Raw genomic sequence first — 20,760 nt, forward strand, 5'->3', positions numbered from 1 at the left:
TCTCTTCGACGCCGAGTTACACCGACTCGTCGAGGTCGTACAGGTCGCCGTACTTCGCGGTGACGTACTCGACGAAGTGGGCCGCGGAGAACCCCTCACCCGTCGCCCGTTCGACGAGTTCGTTCGTCTCGTACCGCGCGCCGTGCCGGTGGACGTGTTCGCGCAGCCAGTCGTGGAGGTCGGCGAACTCGCCTTCGCGGACCTTCTCCTCCAGGCCGTCGATGTCCTCGCTCGCGGCGTCGTACAACTGCGTCGCCATCACGGACCCCAGCGAGTACGTCGGGAAGTAGCCGAAGCTCCCGTGGCTCCAGTGGATGTCCTGGAGGCACCCCTCCGCGTCGGTGTCGGGGCGGACGCCGAGGTACTCCTCGTACTTGTCGTTCCACGCCTCGGGGACGTCCTCGACGGCCAACTCGCCCGAGATGAGCGCGCGCTCGATTTCGAACCGGACGACGATGTGGAGGTGGTAGGTGAGTTCGGCCGCCTCGACCCGGATGAGGTTGTCCTCGTACACCTGGTTGGCCGACTCGTACGCCTCCTGCGGGCTTGCGTCGGCGTCCGGGAAGTGCTCGCGCACCGTCGGCATGACGTGCTCCCAGAACGCCGCCGAGCGGCCGACGTGGTTCTCCCAGAGTCGGCTCTGGCTCTCGTGGACCGAGAGGTCGCGCGACTCGCCGAGCGGCGTCCCGAAGTGCTCCCGCGGCAGCCCGAGGTTGTAGAACGCGTGGCCGAACTCGTGGATGGTCGACATGAGCGCGCCGCGCGGGTCCGACTCGTCGAACCGCGTGGTGACGCGGCAGTCGAACTGGTTGCCCGAGGTGAACGGGTGCGCGGAGACGTCGAGGCGGCCCCGCTCCCAGTCGTAGCCGAGGTCCGTGAGCACGTCGTGCGAGAGCGCCTCCTGCTCGTCGACGTCGAACGTCCCCTCGAACGCGTCGGTCGTCAGGGCGGCGTCGCTCGCGCGAATCTCGTCTATCATCGGCACGAGCGTCTCCCTCAGCGTCTCGAGGATGTCCTCGGCCTGCGAGAGCGGGAGGCACGGCTCGTACTCCTCGAAGAGGACCGCGTACGGGTCCCGGTCGGGGTCGATGTGCTCGGCGTACTCCCGCTTGAGGTCGACGAGCGTCTCGAGGTACGGCGCGAACGTCTCGAACTCGTCGTTCTCTCGGGCTTCCTCCCACGCGCCGAGCGCCTCGGAGGTGGTGGCGGATATCTCCTCGACCAGTTCGACGGGCACGGCGTCCGCTCGCTCGTACTCGCGGCGGGTCTCGCGCACCACGGCCTCCTGCTCGTCGGTCAGGTCGGCCTCCCCGCAGGCGTCGAGGAGTTCGGCCGTCCGCTCGTCGGTGAGCATGTCGTGGCTCACCGACGACAGGACCGAGAGCTGTCTCGACCGGGCGGGCGTCCCACCTTCGGGCATCATCACCTGCTGGTCCCACCCGAGCACGCCGCTCGCGCCCTGAACGGCGGTGAGCCGCTCCAGTCGGTCGGTCAGTTCGTCGTACGCGTCGGCCGTGTCGGCCTCCGCCGCGTCGGTAGCCATCGCCCGGTGGTTACCTCCCGGTCGCCTTGAACCCCGTGAAACGACCGTTCGCGACCCGGGTTCGCCGCCGCGGTAGTGCCGTCCGGTTCGGTCGGCGGCGACCGCACGCGGTCACCCGACGAACGCCGCCGCGTCCTCCGCGAGGGTCCGGTACGTCCGGTAACAGCGCGCGAGTACGTCGAGCGAGACGCTCTCGGTGTCGGTGTGCGCCTCGCCCGGTTCGGAGGCGCCGTAGACGACGCAGGTCGTTCCGGCCGCGGCGAGCCACCCCGCGTCGGTCGCGTGGGGCTTGACGACGTGTTCCGGGTCGCCGTCCTGTGCCGTCCGGGCCGCCGCGAGCGCCGCGTCCGCGAACGCGTCGTCGTCGCACGCCATCGGCGGGAGGTCCTGCTCCACCTCCCACTCGACGCCGTCGACGGACTCGACCCGCTCCAGCGGGGCGTACCCGCCCGGCACCGTCCGCTCGTCGACCGTGACGGTGCAGGCGTCGGGGATGACGTTCCACGCGCTCCCGCCGTCGATTTCGGTGACCGCGACGCTCCCGCGGACGCGCTCGCCCATCACCTCCGTCTCGGGGAACTCGAACCCACGGACGACGTCGACGGCGTCGCAGGCGCGGTAGACGGCGTTCGTCCCCCGTTCGGGCTGGCTCGCGTGCGCGCTCGTCCCCCGGGCGCGGAGCGTGCTCGCGCGCCGGCCCCGGTGGGCGACGACCACGTCCGTGACCCCCGGTTTCGAGTAGTCGGTCGACCCCTCGGCCACGAGCGCGTACGCCGGGGCGAACCCGTCGTCGATGGCGGCGCGCGCGCCGATACCGCCCGCCTCCTCGCCGACGAACGAGGCGAAGACGAGTTCGCAGGCCGGGTCGGCGTCCCGGAACGCCAGCATCGACGCCGCCACCGACCCCTTCATGTCCGCGGTCCCGCGGCCGTAGAGCCGGCCGTCGCGCTCCTCGACGACGTAGCCGCCGTCGGCCGTCGTCTGCGGTTCCCCCGGCGGAACCACGTCGTGGTGACCCACCAGCGCGAGCGCCGGTCGGTCGGCGTCGCCGCGGCGCGCGAGGACGTTGCCGTGGTCGTCGCGCTCGACGGTCGCGTCCGTCTCCGCTCGGAGCCACGCCTCGATGCGGTCGCCCGCGGCCGTCTCGTCCTCGTGGCTCGGAATCGAGACCAGGCCCCGAGTCAGGTCCGCGAGTTCGTCCATGACCGGAGGTGTGCTGCGCGGCGCATAAAGCCGGCCGTCGGCGACCCCTGCTTGCGTGTACGGGCAGGAACGGTATGCGCGCGCGCGTCTTACACCGGCGCACCATGACAGACGACGACCACCCCGACCGGACCGACGCGCCCGAGGATGCCGACGACGCGGCGGTCGACGAGGACGATGTGGACGATACTGGCGTCGACGAGGACGAGTGGGCGGAGCGCGAACGCGAGAGTCCCGACGACCTCGACGACGAGACCGACGAGGACGACCCCGCGGACGACACGGCGCTCGGCGAGGAGGACGACGACCCCGCCGAGGACACCGGCGTCGACGAGGAGGAGTGGGTGGACCGCGAGCACGAGAGCCCGGACGACCACGAGGGATGACCGCCGTCGACCGTCCCACCGCCGACCGCTCGACGCTCCTGGCCGCCGCGACGCTCGGCGTCGGGTTCGGCGGACTCGTCGACGTCGTCCTCTTTCACCTGATTCTGCAGACGCACCACCTCGTCACGGGCTACGTCGACCCGACGACGCTGGCTGGTCTCCGGACGAACGTGTTCGCCGACGGCGTGTTCTCGCTCGTCATGCTCCTCGTGATGTGCGCCGGCGCGGTGAAGCTCTGGTCTGCGCTCGTCGAAGCCGACCCGGCGCGTCCGCCCTCCGCGAGTGCCGTCGGCGGCGCCGCCGTCGTCGGCCTCGGCGCGTGGAACGTGTTCGACGTGGTGGTCGACCACGCCCTGCTGCGACTCCACCACGCGACGTACCCCGTCCTCGACGTGTACGACCTCGGCTGGCTCCTCGCCAGCCTCGCGCTCGTGGCGGCCGGGTGGGTCGCGGTTCGGAACGCGACGCCGTCGGCGCCGTCGACCGGGACGCACGACGCCGATTGAAGCGGTCGGCGCGGGTCGGCGGGCCTCGCCGGTTCTACTGCACTTCGTTGTACATCTCGTCTATCATCTCGTCCAGGTCGGGCTGACCGCCGCCGGGTTGTTCCGGCGCGTAGGTGAACTCGCCCTTGCCGTCGGGCGCATCGCCCGTCGTCCACGGCCGTTCGGGGTCCTCGAGCTCTTCTCTGTACGTCGACATGAACGCGTAGTTGTACTCCTGGTTCTCCTTGTTCTGGTCGAAACTCGCGGGCACGGGTCGGTGCTCGCCGAGGTCCTCCAGGGCGGCGTGCCACTGGTTCTGGTGCATCGTGTCCCGCGCGATGTTGTACTCCAGCATCTCCTTCATCCCGGGGTCGTCGGTGAACTCGTACAGCCGGGTGGCGAGCAGGCGGCCGGTCGACTCCGCCATCACGTTGGCGTACATGTCCGCGGCGAGGTTGCCCGAGGCGACGACGTAGTTGCCCGTGAACGGGTTGCCGTTCGCGTCGACGGGCATCGCGTGGAGGCCGGCCGAGAGCGCCTGGCGGGGCTGGCCCGAGCGCATCATCTCCGCGATGAGGGGGTCCTGGCGTGCCTCCCGGCGCGCCTCGTCGGACGCGTCCTGGAGGTTCTTCGAGACGGCCGTCGCGAGCATCTCGATGTGGCCGAGTTCCTCGGTGGCCGTCTCCATCAGGAACCGGCGAATCTCCCCTTTCTCCGCCGGGACGGCGAACGCCTGGAACATGTACTGGAGCGCGACGCGCATCTCGCCCTCCGCGCCGCCGATAGCCTGCTGGAGCATCTTGGCGAACTGCGGGTCGGGGTCCTCGACTTCGACCTCGAACTGGAGTTCGTCGTCGTGGTAGAACATCCGTGAACCCGCACGCCGGCGCGCTCAATAGGGCTGGTCGCCCCCCACCCCGCCTTCCGTTTCGGGAACCACTATGCACGTGTGGACGACTCAGTACGTTCTGCTTGCGAGCGCCAACGAGTCGTCCGCGGGGCGCGCTCCGTGGGTCGCGACCGGCGGAATCGGGGACCGGGGGCCCCACACGCCGACTTTATGCGTCGCCCGCTCGGAGGGAGGACATGAACGTCGTGCCGGACACGAGCGTGGTCATCGACGGCCGCGTGTCGGACCGCGTCGAGGACGGCTCCTTCGAGGGCGCGACCCTGTTCGTCCCGGAGGCGGTGGTCGGGGAGTTGGAGGCGCAGGCGAACGAGGGCCGCGACACCGGCTGGGACGGCATCGCCGAACTCCAGCGACTCGCCGAACTCGCGGCCGACGGCGTCGTCGACGCCGAGTTCGTTGGCCGGCGGCCGTCGGTGGCCGAGCAGGCCGGCGCGGGCGAGGGGGACGTCGACGCGCTCATCCGCGACATCGCGACCGAACGGGACGCGACGCTGTTCACGAGCGACCACGTCCAGGCCGAGACGGCCAAGGCGAAGGGGCTCGACGTCGACTACGTCGAACCCCAGGTCCGCGGGGCGACCGACGACGGACTCGACATCGAGTCGTTCTTCACGGACGACACGATGTCGGTCCACCTCAAGACCGGGACGGTACCGAAGGCCAAGCGCGGCACCATCGGCGAGATGCAGTACGGCCCCGCCGACGAGGCCGAGGGCCAGACGAGCGAGGAGCAGATGGCGGCGTGGGCCGACGACGTGGAGGCGACCGCCCGGGCGTCCAGACAGGGGTTCATCGAACTCTCGGAGCCGGGGATGACCATCGTCCAGTACCGCAACTACCGCATCGCGGTCGCGCGCCCGCCGTTCTCGGACGGCATCGAGATAACCGCCGTTCGACCGGTGGCGCGGACGACGCTCGACGACTACGAGTTCGCGGACGAACTCCGGGAGCGGTTCCTCGAACGCCAGCGCGGGGTGCTCATCGCCGGCGCGCCGGGGGCGGGTAAGTCGACGTTCGCGCAGGCCGTCGCGGAGTTCCTCAACGAGAACGAGTACGCGGTGAAGACGATGGAGAAGCCGCGCGACCTCCAGGTGAGCGACGACATCACCCAGTACACCGCGCTCGGGGGCGACATGGCGAACACGGCCGATTCGCTCCTCTTGGTCCGCCCCGACTACACCATCTACGACGAGGTGCGAAAGACACACGACTTCGAGGTGTTCGCGGACATGCGCCTCGCGGGCGTCGGAATGGTGGGCGTCACGCACGCAACCCGGGCCATCGACGCACTCCAGCGGCTGGTCGGCCGGGTCGAACTCGGGATGATTCCGCAGGTGGTCGACACCGTCGTGTTCATCGAGGCCGGCGAGGTGGACACCGTCTACGACGTGACGACGCAGGTGAAGGTGCCCGAGGGGCTGACCGCCGAGGACCTCTCGCGGCCGGTCATCCAGGTCGTCGACTTCGAGACCGGTCGCCCCGAGTACGAGATATACACGTTCAACAACCAGGTCGTCACCGTCCCGCTCACCGAGGACGGAGGGGGCGACACCGGCGTGAGCCGCCTCGCGCGGAAGGAGATCGAGCGGGAGATCCGCTCGGTCGCCCGCGGACACGTCGAGGTGGAACTGGAGGGGCAGGACCGGGCGGTCGTCTACGTCGAGGAGGACGACATCAGCTACGTCATCGGGAAGGGCGGCGGGCGCATCTCCGACATCGAGAACCGTCTCGGCATCTCCATCGACGTGCGGACCCACTCGGAGCGGCCGTCGGGCGGGTTCGACGACGGCGGGGGCGCCGGCACCAACGGCGGCGGGACGCCACAGCCACAGGGGACGGTCGTCCAGCCCGAGATAACCAGCCGGCACGTCGTCATCCGGATGGACGAACACGTCGGCGAGACGGTCGAGGTGCGCGCGGACGACGAGTACCTCTTCACCGCGACGGTCGGCCGCGGCGGCGACATCCAGGTGTCGCGCGGGTCGGCCATCGCGGAGGAACTCGAGGACGCCATCGACAGGAAACAGGTGATAACGGTGGTGTCGGCGTGAGGTAACGGCGCGCCCGCGGCGGAACGGGCGCGCCTGTCACACGGAACCCCCCGGTGGTGACGGCCGGGGAGCGGCGGCGACCGTTCGGTGACCGTCGGCACCGGTCGGTCGCAGTATCGTGTCGTGGCAGGTCGGACCGCGCTTACCGGTCGACCACCCCCTGGGCACCGGTCGTGCTCGTGCTCGCTCGGCGGCGTGCGCGCCCGGGCGACCGACCGAACGTTTCGATTCTATCGCACATTGCGTCTACTCCGACTCGGAATAGCCGGATAAAGTTTAGCTATGTCCTTCCTATGCGGGTATAAGGTGTATTATCGTACACGACGTACGACCCGTCACTGCCCGCGCGTCGATTTCCGGAAGGAATCCACGTCCGTACAGTAATGCCCGGACCCATTCGTCCGACGCGCGCGTACCGGCGGCCGAACGACGAGGTCAGAAGTGGTCGGCCGACTCGCTGGAGAACTGGAGGTCGCCGCCGCGGCCGCCCTCGACGGTGCTCGACCCCATGTCGCCGGTGCTCGGCACCTTCACCTCGACGTCCTGGACCTCCTCGAAGTCCGTGATGAGGTCGCGTTTGATGTTCTGGGCGGTGATGTCGGAGATGCCGCACCCCGAACAGGTGCCGCCGAGTTCGACCACGACCAGGCCGGAGTCGGGGTCGGCCTCACGCACGACGCTGGTGCCGCCGTGCATCTGGATGATGGGCATCTGCCCCACCATCCACTCCTCGACGCGCTCAGCGAGGTCGTTCATCACCGCGTCTTGGGGGTCGACACGTTGAAAGCTTGCGGTTCGCCCCGCGCTCGGGCCGGCCGAACGAATCTGTGTCAGGGTTCCGCACGCCCACCGCGGAGCACGCGCCACGCCGCGAGACCGACGCCGCCGACGGCGGCGAGCGCACCGAACCCGGGCGCGCCCGTCTCCGAAGTCTCTCCGCCCGTCTCGCTCGTGGTCGGCTCGGCGCTCGCGGACGGCGACTCGGTCGTCGGGGTCGGCGTCCCCGTCGTCCGGGTCTGGGCATCCGTTCCGGTCCGCGTCGGCGTCGCCGTCGCGGTCAGCGCGTCGATGTCGCCGCCGACGCCGGGCGCGTCGGGAAACGTGAACAGCCCGGCCGGTTCGTCCGTGCGGGTGCCCATCGTCGAGGCGACGAAGAACGAGTCGGGGACGGCGGTCCGCGCGGTCCAGAACCGGGTCGTCGCGGGGTCGGCCCACCACGTCTCCTCGACGGGGGTCGCGGGGTCCGAGACGTCGTGGCGCTTCACGCCGCCCTGGTACCACGAGGTGTACAGCGTCCCGTCGCGGAGTTCGAAGTTGTGCGCGGTGGTCCAGGTCCCGTCGAGCGTCGGGTTCGGCGTCGGCGGGGGGTCGACGGTCGCGAGGTGGGTCGGCGACGTGGGGTCGGACAGGTCGTAGAGGTCGACGCCGCTCGGTCCGCCGGTCAGCTCGTCGTCTCGGCGGACGGCCCACGACTCCTTGCCGACCGCGAGCAGGTCGTTCTCCGGGTCGGTGGCGGCGTAGTGGTGGTTGCCGGGCGGCACCAGCCCCTCCCCCCCGTCCGCGTCTGCCAGCGTCTCGGGGTCGGCCGTCGCGACGCGCCCGAGGTACGCCGGCGCGCTCGGGTCGGACACGTCGAGCAGGTACGTCCCGGCGTCCCAGTACGCCAGCGCGGCGAGTCCGCCCCGGACCCACACGTCGTGGAGTACGCGGAGGTTCGGGGAGACGTCGCGCCACCCCCCGTCCCGGTCGAGCGGCGACCACCGCGCGACTTCCGCGGGCGGGTCGGCGGCGACGTCGACGACGACCAGTGGGTTCCCCTCGCCGTCGTTCCCGGTGAGGTACAGGTACTCGCCGTCGAGAACGCAGTTGTGGACGGGGAACTCGGTCGAGTAGAACGCCCGCTGTGCGGGGTCGGCGGGGTCGGAGACGTCCACGAGGAGCGCGCCGTTGGGGGCCGCGTCGCCGCGGTTCGCCGGCCCGACGACGGCGAGCGTCTCCCCCGAGAGCTTGGCGTCGTACAGTTCCGCCAGCGGGCCCTCCTCGCGGTCGGCGAGCAGCGAACGGCGCTCCGCGAGCACCGTCGGCTCGGCGGGGTCCGAGAGGTCGACCGTCGCGTAGCCGTCGCTGAGCGCGAGGTACGCGACCGAGCCGTCGGGCGAGACGACCGCCTCCTTCGTACCCGGCAGTTCGAGACGGCCGAGCGGCTCGTACGCCTGTCGTCGCTCGGTCGCTCCGGTCTGCGCGCTCGAAGCGGCGGTCCCGAGTACCCCGACGCCGAGGAGGGCCCCCCCCGCCCGGAGGGCGTCGCGTCGTCGCATGGCCCCCCTCCGGGGCGGACGCGGAAAGGGGTAGCGACGGGGGAGAGCGTCCGAGCTACAGCCGCGAGCGGTCGCCCGTCCCGCCGGTCAGCGCCGAGGCGAGCGCGCCCTTCACGACCACGTCGTCGCCGAGCGTCGTGAGCTGGACGTCCGGGACGTTCGTGAACACGGAGTCCGCGAGGCCCCCGTGCAGGGGGTCGACGACCTGGTCGGGGTTGTTGAGCGCCACCGCGCCGCCGACGAAGACGACGAGCGGGGCGTACGCGTGGACGAGGTTCGTCATCCCGACGAGGTTCCACTGCCGGACGCGTTCGAGGGTCCGGTCCGCGAGCGGGTCCTCGCCGGCGGCGTCGAACACGTCGGCGGCGCCGAACGCCTCGGTCTCGACCGGGAGGTCGGTCTCGACGCGCTCCGTCTCGTGGAGGTAGCGCGCGTACTCGGGGATGTTCTCGCCCGAACAGTACGCCTCCCAGTGGCCGTCCCGGCCGCACCCGCACGTCATCGCGCCGTCGGGGTCGACGATGTCGTGGCCCACCTCGCCGGCGTTGCCGTCCCAGCCGGCGAGGACGTTCCCGTCGACGCAGACGCCCGCGCCGATGCCCGACGAGATGGTGACGTACACCATGTCGTCGGGGTTGCGGTCGCTGTGGAAGCGCTCGCCGATGACGCCCGCGGCGGTGTCGTTGTGGAGGTGAATCTCGTCCGTCCCGAGCAGTTCCGACAGCGGGCCGGTGAGCGGCACCTGTCCGACGTCGCCCTCGATGTTCGCGGGGCCGTCGATGAGCCCGGCCGCGAGGTCGAGCGGACCGATGGAGGCGACGCCCGCGGCGACGACCGACTCGGGGGGGACGCCGGCGTCCGCGCAGGCGTCTCTCGTCACGTCGAGTACCGCCTCGGTGACGGCGATTCCGGTCGGTCCCTGGGGAGTAGAATGGTGCGCGCGCCCGAGTATCCGCGCGCGCTCGTCGCCGACCGCCGCACGGACGTTCGTCGCGCCGAGGTCGACGCCGACGTACGAAGCCATCGGTCAATCGCTCGCCCCGGTGCTACTTAATCAGGGGGTTTCTCCTCCGCGTGTGAGTGAACGCCTGTCGGGGTCGGCGGCCGCCCCGTCGCGTCGTCACTCCCGGACGAACGTCACCGGACAGGGGGCCGACAGCATGATGCGCTGGGCGGTGCTGCCGAAGACGGCCTTGCCGGCCGGCGAGCGCTTTCGGCCGCCGACGAGGAGTCGGTCCGCGCCGACCTCCTCCGCGAGGTCCGCGATGACCTCGCCGGGGTCGCCGACGAGGGCCCGCACCTCGAAGTCGACGCCGGCGGCGCGGAGCGCCTTGCTCGCGCGGCGGACGGTGTCCATCCGGTTGGCCACGTCCGTGGCCGACCCCTCGGCCATGTCGAGCCGGTCTCGGACTTTGTCCACGTCCGACTGCGTCTCGAACGCGTGTCCGATGATGACGCGCGCACCCGTCGCCTCCGACAGTTCGATGGCGGCCTCGGTCAGTTTGTCCACTCGCGCCTCGTTGCTCCGACCGACGGTCAGCAGCACCGTCTCGATGGTCATGACTCCCCGTTTCGGCTTGACCATCATAAACGTACACCGTCGCGACGCTCGCCGACCCCCTGCGACGCTCGCCGACCCGGGGGCGTTTTGCCTCGCGCACGTGTTGTGCGTCCATGGAGCCGAACCTGAGCGGACGAACGGCCCTCGTGACCGGCAGTGCCGCCGGCATCGGTCGCGGGTTCGCGCTGGCCTGTGCGGACCACGGTGCGGACGTCGCAATCCACTATCGGACGAGCGGCGCGGAGGCCGAAGCCACCGCCGCGGAGGCCCGCGAGCGCGGGGTGGAGGCCACCACCGTCCGGGGCGACGTGACCGACCCGGACGACGTTGCGGCGGTGTTCGACGCGGTGGAGCACGAACTGGGGGGCGTGGACGTGCTCGTCAACAACGTCGGCGCGTTCGCGCCCGACCACTGGGCCGACATCGACTTCTCGACGTGGCAGACGGTGCTCGAGACCAACCTCAACGGGACCTACCTCTGCTCGAAGCGTGCGCTCCCGGGCATGCGCGAGCGGGAGTGGGGCCGCGTCGTCAACGTGGGCTACGCGGGCAGCGAGAAGGGACTCGTCAACCCGAAGAACGCGCCGTACTTCATCGCCAAGACGGGGGTGTTGATGTTCACGCGGATGCTCGCGGCCGACACGCAGGACGACGGCGTGACGGTGAACGCGGTGTCGCCGTACGTCGTCGAGACGTCCGACGCCTTCCCCGACGACGCTCCCCGCGGCCGGTGGGCGACGGTCGACGACCTCGTGACGGTGCTCCTGTTCTTCCTCCGCGACGACGCGAGCTACGTCTCCGGGGAGAACGTCGAGGTCGACGGCGGCTACCTCCCCGAGACGGTGTAGCCGGGAGCCGGCGGTGCGGCCGACGGCACCCGGCGGTGCGCGGTGTCCCGTCGCGCCGGTGGCGGAGCGTACGCGGTGTGCGCGGCGTGGCCGACTCAGTACTCGGGCGCGTCGTCCTCGACTTCGCGCTTCAGCGAGTCCCGTCGAGACTTGGCGTCTCGACCCGTGGCGTCGAGCAGGAACTCGTTCTTCGCGTCGACGGCGTCGGCCGCGGCGTCGGCGTTCCCCTCGGCGATGACGTCCTCGGCAGGTCGCTCCTCGAAGTGGACGGCGAGTTTGTCCTTCTTGCCGGAGTACTTCGCGGCGCCGGCGACGATGCGCTCGAACACCGGATTGTCCGGTTCCTCGACGACGTACAGTTCGTGACCGTTGTACTCCTCGGTCCCGCTCACCGGACCGAAGCGCTCCTCGATCTCGGCCTTCAGGTCGGGCATCCGTTCGTCGAGATGCTCTCCCCGTCGCATCTTGTACTCCTTCATGGACGGGCGTTCGGCGGGGGTCCCTAAACGAGTTTCGTCAGACGGCCGCAACGCGCCCGTGACGCGCCGCCGCACGCTGTGGCGGCCCGGACGGAGCGAGGGGGAGACGGGAACGGGCGGGCGGGGAGGGTTACTCCAGCGCCCGCTCCTCGATGTACCCGCGCTTGCAGTCCGGACAGATGTCGCCCGCCCGCAGCGAGGACGCGCCGACCGGTTCGCGCGCGCCGCACTCGAGACAGACGTACTCCGCGTCCGGGTCGCCGGACGTCGTCTGCAGTTCGACCCCGGGAGCCACACTCGCACCCGCGCTTCGGGACACGCCCGCGCTCGACCGGCCGGTCGTGTCCGGTTCGGACTCGGTGTCGTCGAGCGGTTCCGACTCCGCCTCGATGTACTCCCCGCCGGCGTCGTCGTCCGCGGGTTCGGGGTCCGGGTCGGCCCGCGACCCGGTCGCTCCCCCGACCGAGACGGTCGCGTCCTCGTCGTCGAACGCGGCGTCGAACCCCTCGTCCGCGGCGTCGTGGTCCGGCCACGTCGTCGCGTCGTCGTCCGTCCGGCCCGAGACGCCGCCTTCCGCGTCGTCGTCGACGAACTCGGCGTCCTCCGCGGCCGGGTCGACCGGTGCCTCCCCGCCGCCGCCGTCGTCGTCCGGGCGGTCCGTCCCGGTCGCGCCGTCCGCGTTCGGCCACGCGGCGCCGTCGTCCGCGACCGTCGAGCGGTTCACGTCGGCGTCGGGCCACTCGCCGCGTCCGCGCACGCCCGAGTCGCCGTTCGACGCATCGGGTCCGCCGGACGGCGTGGATTCGAGTATCTCCGCGTCGTCCTCGACGTCCGTGTCGACGCCCTCCGGGTCGGCCTCGGGGTGGTCGAACTCCCGTTCGTCGTCGACGAAGCCCCCGGTCCCGCGGTCGTCGGTCTCGTCCGCCCGCTCGGCCCGTTCGCGGCCGCGTCGCCGGGTCGCGCGTCGTCGCTCCGGGCGTCGTCCGCCGGCGTCCAGTCGTCGTCGGTTCGGGCCGAGACGCCGCCTCCCTCCCCCGGTTCGGCGGCCGTCTCGTCCCCCCCGACGCCGAGGGGCTGGCTCATCGACGTGACCTCCTTGTTCTCCGAGACGACCCGCCGCTCGCCGCACCGCTCGCACTCCTTGACCCGCCGGATGGCGATGATCACCTCGTCTCCCCGCTCCTCCCGCTCGCGCTCGGTCGTCGGCTCCGTGAAGTCGTGACCGAGCAGACACCTGAGTCCCATTACCGTGTGGGACCGGTCGCGCGACTAAAAGGATTCCCTCCGTCCGCCGGGCGCGGGCGAGGGACGGCGGGAGCGCGGACGGCGCGCGGGGGTACGGAGGGGGTCGACCACCGGTACACGTATCCCCCAGTCGGTCGATGAATCTGGTATGAAAGCGCGGCCCGAGTTCCGCGACCGGGCGGAGGTTGACGTGACCGTCCTCGACGCGCTCGTCGGGCGGGCCGACGACGGGATGACGGTTCTCGAACTCCGCGCGCACGTGGACGCGGACATCGACGACATCGAGCACGCACTGTCGAACCTGAAGGACGACGACCTCATCGACGTGGACGACGAGGACGGGACGCTCCGCATCTACCCCGACGAGCGCGTGGTGCCGGACCCGACGGAACCCCCGGAGGAGGAGACGAGCGTCCTCGGAAGCATCCGCGACCGGCTCGGTTTCTAGGAGCCGACGCGTCCGACGCGCGGGGTCGCAGACCGGCGAGCGGACTCCTTTTCCGGGCCGGGGCGCAACTCGAGGCATGAGTCTCGTCGGGGACCTCCACGCGGACTACGGCGCGACGTTCGAGCAGCGCGGCGGCCGCGACGTGGTCGCGGAGTACGGCCGGCCGGCCACCGCCGCCCGCGCAGTCCGAAACGGCGTCGGCGTCATCGAGATGGGGTACGGCGTCGTCGCCGTCGAGGGCGACGACCGGGTCGGGTTCGTCGACGACGCGGTGACGAACCGTGTCCCCGCGGCGGACGGCGAGGGGACGTACGCGCTGTTGCTCGACCCGCAGGGCGGCGTCGAGACGGACATGTACGTGTACAACGCGGGCGAGCGCCTCCTGCTGTTCACGCCGCCCGGGCGCGCCGGTCCGCTGGTCGAGGACTGGTCGGGCAAGGTGTTCATCGACGACGTGGAACTCCGCGACGCGAGCGCCGAGTTCGGCGTGTTCGGCGTCCACGGGCCGAACTCGACCGAGAAGGTGGCGTCCGTCCTCAACGGGGCGGGGGCGCCCGAACCCGCGCTGTCGTTCGTCCGCGGGAGCATGGACGACGTGGGCGTCACCGTCGTCGCGAGCGACGCGCCGCTCGGCGAGGAGGGGTACGAGGTGGTCTGTGCGGCCGAGCAGGCCCCCGACGTGTTCGACACGCTGCTCACCCGCGGGCTGAACGCCGCGCCGTTCGGCTACCGGACGTGGGACGACCTCACTGCCGAGGCGGGGACGCCCCTCTTCGAGACCGAACTGCGAGGGCGGCTCCCGAACGTCCTCGGACTTCACAACGCCGTCGACTTCGAGAAGGGCTGCTTCGTCGGACAGGAGGTCGTCTCGAAGGTGGAGAACCGGGGTCGCCCGAGCCAGCGACTCGTGGGACTCCGGCCCGCGGAGCGTCCGGACGCTGGCGCGGCCGTCCTCGACGGCGACGCGAGCGTCGGCGAGGTGACGCGCGCCGTCGACGCTCCGACGCTCGACGCGCCAATCGCGCTCGCGCTGGTGTCGTTCGACGCCGACGCGACGGACCTCCGGGTCCGAGTGGACGGCGGCCCCGTGGAGGCGGAGCGCGTCCCACTCCCGTTCGTCGAGGGGAGCGCGCGCTCGGCGCGGCTCCCGACGTACCCCGACCCCGAGGAGTAGCCCGGACGCACCGCGGTCCGCCGCGGGCCGCTCGCAGCCCCGCTGCCGGCTAGGAGAACAGCGTCCGCAGGTGCTCGCGCGAGAAGAACGAACTCGGCTCGTCCATGTGGACGCCGATCTCACCCGAGAGCGCCCGCAGACCGAGCCGCTGGACCGGTTCGGGCAGCGAGTACGCACGGCGAATCCACTTCCCGAACGCGATCTCCCGCGAGAGGTCAGCGCGCCACCCCGACTCGTACTCCGCGAGCGTCGTCGGGTCGTCGGGGTCGACGACCGCGGCGGCGATATCGGCCGCGCGCATCCCGTAGAGGATGCCGCCGCCGGTGAACGGCTTCGTCTGCGCGGCCGCGTCGCCGAGCAGGAACCCCCGGGTCGAAATCGTCGATTCGGGCGGGCCGATGGGGATGGCGCCCGAGCAGAAGTGGTCCGTCTCCACCTCGTACGCGTCGGTGAGTCGGTCGAACAGGTCGCGCACCTCGTGGCCCGGCGGCGCGGCGAGGCCGTACTCGACGCCGGCGTCCCCGCGGGGGATGCGCCACGCGAAGAAGCGCGGCGCGGTGAGGTGGACGCTCACGTGGTCCGCGTGGTCGGGTTCGTCGTCGAACGCGAGCACCCCGTGGAGCAGTTCCTCCGGTTCCGGCAGGCCGAGTTGGCGCCGGACGCGCGACACCGGTCCGTCCGCGCCAGCGACCATCCGCGCCTCGAACCCCTCCTCCTCTCCCGCGACGCTCGCGGTGACGGTGACGCCGCCCGGCCGCTCCCGGACGCCCGTGACGGTGTGGCCCTCGCGCACGTCCGCGCCCGCCTCGCGCGCGGCGGCGGCGAGCGTCCGGTCGAGTTCCACCCGGTCGATGACGTTCGACACCTCCTCGCGCTTGTAGAAGCGGTAGCCGTCGCTGCCCGGCCCGCCGACGTGGAAGTCCGCGCCGTACACGCGGTTCTGGAACAGGCGCTCCTTCGCGTCCGCGGGGACGTACTCCCAGAGGTCAGTCGAGACGTGCCCCGAACAGGCCAGCGGCGTGCCCACTTCCCCCTTCTCCAGTGCCAGCACGTCGTACCCGGCCTCGGCGGCCCGGCGGGCGAACCGCGCGCCGGCCGGCCCCACCCCGACCACGACGAAATCGTACATATCGGGCCGTACACGCGGAGAGTGATATGTCCCGCGGTCGGGCGGATACTACACGATACCCGCCGGTCAACTCCGTCCCGGGCAGGCGCGTGACACCGACGCCGTCTCTGGGACTCGACACCTCACACCCGTCGAGAGCTGTGGTCCCCGTTCGCGGGGGAGCGGACGGCCGCCGACTCCGACGGTCTCCCGGTGCGGGCGTGCCGTCGGACCGGACGTCGGAGCGAGAGCAGCGAGTTGGGTCGCCGACTCGCGCGTCTCTCGGGAGCGGCCGGTCGAACGTCGTCCGGCGCGTTTCTGACCGCGTCGTGCGGAGGGACACGGTGGTTGGTTCACAGCGGTCCGTATCCGCGAACTATCGGAGTAACACCCGGATATACCGCTATTTCTCCTCGAAGAACATACGTTCACTCGGTGAACGAACAATGAGTTCACAGACGTACGAATCCGCCGAAGCGACCGAGACGACCACCAGGCTGTGGGGCGGAGCGATCGCCGGGGGTCTCGTCGCGGGCGTCGGGATGGGGCTGATAATGGACTTCGTGATGAACGCGATGCCGCTCGTCGGCGCGCTCTACGGACAGCCGACGGTCGCGGCCGGGTGGCTCGCCCACCTGTTCCACAGCGTCGTCTTCGCGCTGCTCTTCGCGGTCGCCGTCGCGAGGACGTCGCTCCGCGAGTACGGTCTCCTCGGACTCGTCGGGGTCGGCGCCCTCTACGGCGTGGTGCTGGAACTCGTCGCCGCGGGGTTCGTCCTCCCCGTCTGGGCGAACGCGGTCGGCGCGGCGACGCTGCCCGTCCCGTTCCTCGACCCGATGGGCTTCCTCACGCACGTCGTGTACGGCGTGCTCCTCGGCGCCGTCTTCGGCGCCGTGGTGACCCGCGGCCGGTCGCGGTCGATGGCCCGCGAGCGGGCGGGTCGGGAGGCGATGTGACGACGGGGTCGTCGACCACCTCGACGGACCACCCTTTTCGACGCGCGGTGACACGGAGCGAGACCCGGTTCGCTGTCGTCGCCCTCAGACGACCGCGAGGCCGCGCGCCGTCCGCGACGCGAACCGGTCCGGCCAGTCGGTCCGGATCCGTTCCCAGGAGTCGCCCGCGTCGCCCGTCCGGAACAGCCCGCGGTTCGACAGCGCGAAGAACTCCCCCGCCTCGCCGCGCGTCAGTAGCGGTCGGGTGACCCCCTCCCCCGTCGGCAGGCCGCGGTCGTCGAGGCGGTCCCAGTCGCCGTCGCCCACCCGCCGGTAGACGTACGTCTCGGCCGACTCCGCGTTGTGTGCCTCGCGCGCCGAGCGGGCAGCGGACACGAGCACCCGGTCGGGGTCGCCCGCGTCGACGGCGACGCTCCAGCAGTAGGTGCGGTCGAGTCCCTCCTGCGGGCGTCGCCACGTCTCGCCCGCGTCGTCGGTCTCGGCGTAGCCGTCGCCCGCGGCGACCCACGCCCTGTCGGGGGCGTCGGGGTGGGTCGCGAGCGCGTGGTTGTCCCGCCGCGCGCCGGGGACGCGGTCCTGCCACGTCTCCCCTCCGTTCTCCGTGCGGACGAGCGCGCCGGCCTCGATGGCGACGTACCACCGGTCGGGGTCCGCGGGGTGCGGTTCGAGCCACCGGACGTGGTGGGTGTGCGGGCGCGGCGGGAACGACCACTCGTCGGCCGAGTCCAACTCGACCAGCCCGTCGAGGTGTGTCCACGAGTCCCCCCCGTCGGTCGAGCGGTAGACGCGCGAGGGTTCGGTCCCGGCCCACACCACGTCGGGGTCGCCCGGCGCGACGGCCGCCGCCGTGGTCGCGTCGTGGTCGAACTCGTCGACCCGCTCGAACGTCTCCCCGCCGTCGGTCGAGCGGTGGAGACCCGACTCGAACGTCCCGACGAAGACGCGCTCCGGTGCTCGGGGGTGCACGGCGACGCACTCCAGCGCGCGGCCGTCCAGCGTCGCGGTCCGAGACGCCGTCTCCGCTTCCGTGTCCACGACGAGGAAGCCGTCTCCCATCGCGGCGTACGCGGTGTCCATACGCGGCGTGTACGTCGCGCGGGGTGGAAAAACGCTCGGCGAGACGGTAACCCCGCGGACTGGCCCGAGACCATCGGCCGGAATCGAACGACGGCACCGACGTCGTCGTGACGGCGAGAAACAGCTATCGTCTCGCTATTCTAATCATCGTTCATGAACGAAACGACACGGCTCAGCACGGCCGAGTTGAAGTCGCGCGCCCACCGGTTGGTCACCGACGTGCTCGACGCGGGGGACCTCGACGCGGCGGACGAGTTCATGGCGGACGACGTCGTGCTCCACGGCATCGGGGCGGACCTGGAGGTCCGCGGACTCGACGCGCTCAGAGAGCAGGGGGTGGCGTGGCAGACCGCCGCCCCGGACAGCGAGTTCACCATCGACGACACGATAGGGGAGGACGACACCGTCGTCCTCTTCACCACGTGGCGGGGGACGATAGCCGAGGCGTACCCGGACGTCGTCCCGCCGATGGCCGTCGGGAAGTCGTTCGACGTCGTCATCGTCGTCAAGTGCCGCTTCGAGGACGGGAAGATAGTCGAGATATGGCGGCTGGCGGACGCGCGAGGGATGATGCGGCAACTCGGCCTCCTGCCCGACTCGCCCGGGGCGATGGTCCGACTCGTGGCGGGCGCGATACGGCACCGGCTGACCGGGTGAGCGGGAGTCCGTCTCACAGGTCGGCGACGTAGACGGCCCCGACCGAGTTGTCGTGGTAGGGAGCGCCGATGGCGGCACGAGTTCCCTCCAGAGCGACCGACACCCCGAATCGTCCGTTCGCCTGGCTGTCGTCCGGCACGAACTTCGCCCGCTGGGTCCACTCGCCGTCGCCGCGTTCGAACAGGTACGCACTCCCCGAGTCGTTCCCGCCCTCGTCCGAGAAGAACGCGCCCACGAGGAGTCTGTCCCCGTCGAGCGCCACCGACCGGCCGAACCGGTCGCCGGCCCGCCCGTCGTCGGCCCTGACCGCCGCCGAGGGTTCCCAGCCGTCTCCCGCCTTCGTGAACACGTACACCACGCCGGGGTTCGGGGCGTTGCCCTCGGCGTTCGCGCCGACGACGGCCCGGTCGCCGTCGACGTCGACCGAGATGCCGAACGAATCGCCCGGAACGAGGCTCTCGTCGGGGCGGAGGCGCACGGTCTGCTCCCACCCGCCGGCGCGTTCGAACACGTACGCCGCACCGGTCTGGTTCTGTTTGTCGGGCGCGCCCACGACGATGGTGTCACCCGAGAGCGCACCTTCGAACCCGAACCGGTCGACCGCGGCGGCGTCGTCGGGGAACAGTTTTGCCGCCTGCGCCCACGTCCCGTCGGTCCGCTCGTAGACGTACGCCGACCCGGCGTCGAACCCGTTGTCCTCCTCGTTGCGCGTCGTCACGAGCGCCGTCGACCCGTCGAGGTCGACCGCGTGCCCGAAGAAGTCGTTCGTGTTCACGCCGTCGGGGATGAACTTCCGCCGCTGTGTCCACGCGCCCGACTCGCCACGCTCGAAGACGAACACGGACCCGGCGTTGTCCCCCCGCTGGTCGTCGAACACCGCCGAGACGAACGCCGTGTCGCTGTCGACGGCGATGTACCACCCGAACCCGCTACCGCCGCCGGTCGGGTCGCCGGTGAGCCGCTGTCGCTGAACCCACCCCGTATCGGTCGACTCGAACGCGTACGCCGCCCCGCGGGCCCCGTCCTCGTCGTTCGCGCCGACGAACAGCGACGTCCCCTGCAGTTCGACCGACCGACCGAACTGGTCGCCGGGTCCGAGGCCGCTCGCGACTACCCTGGTCAACTCCGGTGGTTCGGGCGGTTCGCAGGGGATGCTCGCCTCCAACTGGTGCGTCCCGGGGCCGAACGTGGCCGTCCGGGCGTCGGCGAGTCGCTGTCGCGTCCCGAAGGAGAACCTGCCGTCGGGGAGCGGGTACACCGCGAGCGAGAGGGTGCGCTCGCACCCGTCCGCCACCGTGAACTCCACCGACGCCGTCCCGCCGTCGACCCGGATGGGGTCGGCGGTGACGCACGCGCGTATCTCGGGGTCGAGCGAGTTGAGCCAGGTGTCGCGCCGCACGACCTCCTGACCGTCGCCGTGGGCGTACTGGACGAGGCGGTTCTGCCGGCCGTAGTAGTCGTCCTCGGTCTCGCCCAGCGTCTCGATGGGCGGGCCGGCGACGAAGTCGACCTGGTAGTAGCAGTGCTCGTCCGACTGTGCCGCCGCGGTTCGCGCGCCGAACGCGAGCAGTCCCGACGCGGCCGCACCGGTTCGGAGCGTCGCCCGTCTCGTCAGTCGCGGTGGTCGTGTCATCTGACCTCTCCACGTTCACGCTCGCTCGGTGGCGTACTAACCGGAGGTGACCGTTCCTCGCCGTTTCCGGCTCTAGGACGCGGTTACGACCGTTGCGTTCGACGCGTCCGACGATAGGGCCGGATTTCGGCCGGGCACTCGCCACCGTCCCCGTCGCCGCTGGACGATTCGAGCCGGTGTCACGACGAGCCGCCCGACGCCGAACGGACGGGGCGTGCGAAGGGACGTGCGACGACCGCCCCGCGCGTCACGGCAGCGACGCGCGGAGGCGGGCGAACCCGCGGCGGACGCCGAGGACGTACGCGGCGGCGTAGACGACGGCGAGGAACGCCAGCCGCTCCGTCGGCGCGACGAGTTCCACCCCGGCCCGGTCGAGGAGGAGCGCGAGCGGCAGGCCGAGCGTGACCGCGAGCGCCACCGACCAGAAGAACATGGCTCCGAGCGGACCGACCGACCAGCCCGCGCGCCAGTGGAGGACCGCCAGCGGGAGTGCCACCGCCCCCGCCAGCAGGAACGGCGTCCGCCCGACCGCGAGCGTCGGCGCGAGCAGGCGTGCGACGCCGACGGCGGGTAGGAACGTCAGCAGCGCCCACCCGACGAAGGCGTACAGCAGGTCGAGCCACGAACGCGTCATCGGCGTGACGACGGCGCGGACGAGTAAAAGGAGCGCGGGAGCGC

Annotated in this window: 22 protein-coding genes; 8 read left to right on the forward strand and 14 right to left on the reverse strand. The window is 71.3% G+C overall.

What is annotated here, in order from left to right:
• Positions 1-16: 16 nt before the first annotated feature.
• A complete protein-coding gene (locus AC6RUA_RS11590; protein ID WP_499813165.1) occupies positions 17-1,543 on the reverse strand; it encodes a carboxypeptidase M32 in 1,527 nt (508 codons plus the stop codon).
• Between the two features lie 111 nt (positions 1,544-1,654).
• Positions 1,655-2,746 (reverse strand): M20 family metallopeptidase, encoded by a 1,092-nt coding sequence (locus AC6RUA_RS11595; protein ID WP_499813166.1) that lies wholly within the window; start codon positions 2,744-2,746, stop codon positions 1,655-1,657.
• A gap of 104 nt (positions 2,747-2,850) precedes the next feature.
• Here AC6RUA_RS11595 and AC6RUA_RS11600 point away from each other — a divergent pair, with 104 nt between their 5' ends.
• Positions 2,851-3,132, forward strand: coding sequence for a hypothetical protein (locus tag AC6RUA_RS11600; protein WP_499813167.1), 282 nt, complete (start codon positions 2,851-2,853; stop codon positions 3,130-3,132).
• The gene (locus AC6RUA_RS11605; RefSeq protein WP_499813168.1) at positions 3,129-3,638 is read left to right on the forward strand and encodes a DUF2243 domain-containing protein; all 510 of its coding nucleotides are present in this window, start codon (positions 3,129-3,131) and stop codon (positions 3,636-3,638) included. Before AC6RUA_RS11600 ends, AC6RUA_RS11605 begins: the two co-directional genes overlap by 4 nt.
• A 34-nt stretch (positions 3,639-3,672) precedes the next feature.
• Here AC6RUA_RS11605 and AC6RUA_RS11610 read toward each other — a convergent pair whose 3' ends face one another.
• Entirely contained in the window at positions 3,673-4,485 is an 813-nt protein-coding gene (locus AC6RUA_RS11610) for a manganese catalase family protein (RefSeq protein ID WP_499813169.1), read from the reverse strand.
• 218 nt (positions 4,486-4,703) lie between these two features.
• On the opposite strand from AC6RUA_RS11610, the gene AC6RUA_RS11615 reads away from it, so the two are divergent.
• The gene (locus tag AC6RUA_RS11615) at positions 4,704-6,578 is read left to right on the forward strand and encodes a PINc/VapC family ATPase (protein ID WP_499813170.1); all 1,875 of its coding nucleotides are present in this window, start codon (positions 4,704-4,706) and stop codon (positions 6,576-6,578) included.
• Positions 6,579-7,013: 435 nt separating this feature from the next.
• On the opposite strand, the gene AC6RUA_RS11620 is transcribed toward AC6RUA_RS11615, so the two are convergent.
• From AC6RUA_RS11620 to AC6RUA_RS11635, 4 genes are all read right to left on the reverse strand, one after another.
• On the reverse strand, positions 7,014-7,334 hold the full coding sequence (locus AC6RUA_RS11620; protein ID WP_499813171.1) for a NifU family protein: 321 nt from the start codon (positions 7,332-7,334) through the stop codon (positions 7,014-7,016).
• 74 nt (positions 7,335-7,408) lie between these two features.
• Entirely contained in the window at positions 7,409-8,896 is a 1,488-nt protein-coding gene (locus AC6RUA_RS11625; RefSeq protein WP_499813172.1) for an LVIVD repeat-containing protein, read from the reverse strand.
• A 55-nt stretch (positions 8,897-8,951) separates the two neighbouring features.
• Positions 8,952-9,920: an ROK family protein gene (locus AC6RUA_RS11630; protein WP_499813173.1), complete on the reverse strand. Its 969-nt coding sequence runs from the start codon at positions 9,918-9,920 to the stop codon at positions 8,952-8,954.
• Positions 9,921-10,016: 96 nt separating this feature from the next.
• Positions 10,017-10,457: a universal stress protein gene (locus AC6RUA_RS11635; RefSeq protein ID WP_499813174.1), complete on the reverse strand. Its 441-nt coding sequence runs from the start codon at positions 10,455-10,457 to the stop codon at positions 10,017-10,019.
• A gap of 113 nt (positions 10,458-10,570) precedes the next feature.
• Between AC6RUA_RS11635 and AC6RUA_RS11640 the strand changes: the two genes are divergently transcribed.
• Positions 10,571-11,305, forward strand: a complete 735-nt coding sequence (locus tag AC6RUA_RS11640) for an SDR family NAD(P)-dependent oxidoreductase (protein ID WP_499813175.1) — start codon at positions 10,571-10,573, stop codon at positions 11,303-11,305.
• A gap of 95 nt (positions 11,306-11,400) precedes the next feature.
• Here the strand turns inward: AC6RUA_RS11640 and AC6RUA_RS11645 are convergent, their stop codons facing one another.
• The 3 genes from AC6RUA_RS11645 to AC6RUA_RS11655 form a co-directional block, all read right to left on the reverse strand.
• On the reverse strand, positions 11,401-11,784 hold the full coding sequence (locus AC6RUA_RS11645) for a DUF5611 family protein (protein WP_499813176.1): 384 nt from the start codon (positions 11,782-11,784) through the stop codon (positions 11,401-11,403).
• A gap of 130 nt (positions 11,785-11,914) precedes the next feature.
• Positions 11,915-12,541, reverse strand: a complete 627-nt coding sequence (locus AC6RUA_RS11650) for a hypothetical protein (protein ID WP_499813177.1) — start codon at positions 12,539-12,541, stop codon at positions 11,915-11,917.
• Complete coding sequence (locus tag AC6RUA_RS11655) at positions 12,505-13,029, reverse strand: DUF7093 family protein (protein WP_499813178.1); 525 nt, start codon at positions 13,027-13,029, stop codon at positions 12,505-12,507. The genes AC6RUA_RS11650 and AC6RUA_RS11655 overlap by 37 nt, the downstream gene beginning before the upstream one ends.
• Before the next feature lie 148 nt (positions 13,030-13,177).
• Between AC6RUA_RS11655 and AC6RUA_RS11660 the strand changes: the two genes are divergently transcribed.
• Together AC6RUA_RS11660 and ygfZ are read left to right on the forward strand one after the other, a co-directional pair.
• Positions 13,178-13,477, forward strand: a complete 300-nt coding sequence (locus tag AC6RUA_RS11660) for a DUF6432 family protein (RefSeq protein WP_499813179.1) — start codon at positions 13,178-13,180, stop codon at positions 13,475-13,477.
• 76 nt (positions 13,478-13,553) lie between these two features.
• A complete protein-coding gene (gene ygfZ, locus AC6RUA_RS11665; protein WP_499813180.1) occupies positions 13,554-14,651 on the forward strand; it encodes a CAF17-like 4Fe-4S cluster assembly/insertion protein YgfZ in 1,098 nt (365 codons plus the stop codon).
• Positions 14,652-14,700: 49 nt separating this feature from the next.
• Here the strand turns inward: ygfZ and AC6RUA_RS11670 are convergent, their stop codons facing one another.
• A complete protein-coding gene (locus AC6RUA_RS11670; RefSeq protein WP_499813181.1) occupies positions 14,701-15,780 on the reverse strand; it encodes a geranylgeranyl reductase family protein in 1,080 nt (359 codons plus the stop codon).
• A gap of 425 nt (positions 15,781-16,205) precedes the next feature.
• Here AC6RUA_RS11670 and AC6RUA_RS11675 point away from each other — a divergent pair, with 425 nt between their 5' ends.
• Positions 16,206-16,715 carry a hypothetical protein gene (locus AC6RUA_RS11675; protein WP_499813182.1) on the forward strand — a complete coding sequence of 170 codons (510 nt, stop codon included), beginning with the start codon at positions 16,206-16,208 and terminating at the stop codon, positions 16,713-16,715.
• Between the two features lie 84 nt (positions 16,716-16,799).
• Here AC6RUA_RS11675 and AC6RUA_RS11680 read toward each other — a convergent pair whose 3' ends face one another.
• Positions 16,800-17,792 (reverse strand): WD40/YVTN/BNR-like repeat-containing protein, encoded by a 993-nt coding sequence (locus tag AC6RUA_RS11680; protein WP_499813183.1) that lies wholly within the window; start codon positions 17,790-17,792, stop codon positions 16,800-16,802.
• Between the two features lie 153 nt (positions 17,793-17,945).
• On the opposite strand from AC6RUA_RS11680, the gene AC6RUA_RS11685 reads away from it, so the two are divergent.
• Positions 17,946-18,449, forward strand: coding sequence for an ester cyclase (locus AC6RUA_RS11685; RefSeq protein WP_499813184.1), 504 nt, complete (start codon positions 17,946-17,948; stop codon positions 18,447-18,449).
• A 13-nt stretch (positions 18,450-18,462) separates the two neighbouring features.
• Here the strand turns inward: AC6RUA_RS11685 and AC6RUA_RS11690 are convergent, their stop codons facing one another.
• The gene (locus tag AC6RUA_RS11690) at positions 18,463-20,082 is read right to left on the reverse strand and encodes an FG-GAP repeat protein (protein WP_499813185.1); all 1,620 of its coding nucleotides are present in this window, start codon (positions 20,080-20,082) and stop codon (positions 18,463-18,465) included.
• A 247-nt stretch (positions 20,083-20,329) separates the two neighbouring features.
• Complete coding sequence (locus AC6RUA_RS11695; RefSeq protein ID WP_499813186.1) at positions 20,330-20,716, reverse strand: hypothetical protein; 387 nt, start codon at positions 20,714-20,716, stop codon at positions 20,330-20,332.
• Positions 20,717-20,760: the final 44 nt, after the last annotated feature.

The sequence above is a fragment of the Halorarum sp. SLYT50 genome (assembly GCF_059821265.1).

Coding starts and splice junctions, on each gene's coding strand:
- AC6RUA_RS11590 (WP_499813165.1), bottom strand. CDS start 1,543: ATGGCTACCGACGCGGCGGAGGCCGACACGGCCGACGCGTACGACGAA.
- AC6RUA_RS11595 (WP_499813166.1), bottom strand. CDS start 2,746: ATGGACGAACTCGCGGACCTGACTCGGGGCCTGGTCTCGATTCCGAGC.
- AC6RUA_RS11600 (WP_499813167.1), top strand. CDS start 2,851: ATGACAGACGACGACCACCCCGACCGGACCGACGCGCCCGAGGATGCC.
- AC6RUA_RS11605 (WP_499813168.1), top strand. CDS start 3,129: ATGACCGCCGTCGACCGTCCCACCGCCGACCGCTCGACGCTCCTGGCC.
- AC6RUA_RS11610 (WP_499813169.1), bottom strand. CDS start 4,485: ATGTTCTACCACGACGACGAACTCCAGTTCGAGGTCGAAGTCGAGGAC.
- AC6RUA_RS11615 (WP_499813170.1), top strand. CDS start 4,704: ATGAACGTCGTGCCGGACACGAGCGTGGTCATCGACGGCCGCGTGTCG.
- AC6RUA_RS11620 (WP_499813171.1), bottom strand. CDS start 7,334: ATGAACGACCTCGCTGAGCGCGTCGAGGAGTGGATGGTGGGGCAGATG.
- AC6RUA_RS11625 (WP_499813172.1), bottom strand. CDS start 8,896: ATGCGACGACGCGACGCCCTCCGGGCGGGGGGGGCCCTCCTCGGCGTC.
- AC6RUA_RS11630 (WP_499813173.1), bottom strand. CDS start 9,920: ATGGCTTCGTACGTCGGCGTCGACCTCGGCGCGACGAACGTCCGTGCG.
- AC6RUA_RS11635 (WP_499813174.1), bottom strand. CDS start 10,457: ATGACCATCGAGACGGTGCTGCTGACCGTCGGTCGGAGCAACGAGGCG.
- AC6RUA_RS11640 (WP_499813175.1), top strand. CDS start 10,571: ATGGAGCCGAACCTGAGCGGACGAACGGCCCTCGTGACCGGCAGTGCC.
- AC6RUA_RS11645 (WP_499813176.1), bottom strand. CDS start 11,784: ATGAAGGAGTACAAGATGCGACGGGGAGAGCATCTCGACGAACGGATG.
- AC6RUA_RS11655 (WP_499813178.1), bottom strand. CDS start 13,029: ATGGGACTCAGGTGTCTGCTCGGTCACGACTTCACGGAGCCGACGACC.
- AC6RUA_RS11660 (WP_499813179.1), top strand. CDS start 13,178: ATGAAAGCGCGGCCCGAGTTCCGCGACCGGGCGGAGGTTGACGTGACC.
- ygfZ (WP_499813180.1), top strand. CDS start 13,554: ATGAGTCTCGTCGGGGACCTCCACGCGGACTACGGCGCGACGTTCGAG.
- AC6RUA_RS11670 (WP_499813181.1), bottom strand. CDS start 15,780: ATGTACGATTTCGTCGTGGTCGGGGTGGGGCCGGCCGGCGCGCGGTTC.
- AC6RUA_RS11675 (WP_499813182.1), top strand. CDS start 16,206: ATGAGTTCACAGACGTACGAATCCGCCGAAGCGACCGAGACGACCACC.
- AC6RUA_RS11680 (WP_499813183.1), bottom strand. CDS start 17,792: ATGGACACCGCGTACGCCGCGATGGGAGACGGCTTCCTCGTCGTGGAC.
- AC6RUA_RS11685 (WP_499813184.1), top strand. CDS start 17,946: ATGAACGAAACGACACGGCTCAGCACGGCCGAGTTGAAGTCGCGCGCC.
- AC6RUA_RS11690 (WP_499813185.1), bottom strand. CDS start 20,082: ATGACACGACCACCGCGACTGACGAGACGGGCGACGCTCCGAACCGGT.
- AC6RUA_RS11695 (WP_499813186.1), bottom strand. CDS start 20,716: ATGACGCGTTCGTGGCTCGACCTGCTGTACGCCTTCGTCGGGTGGGCG.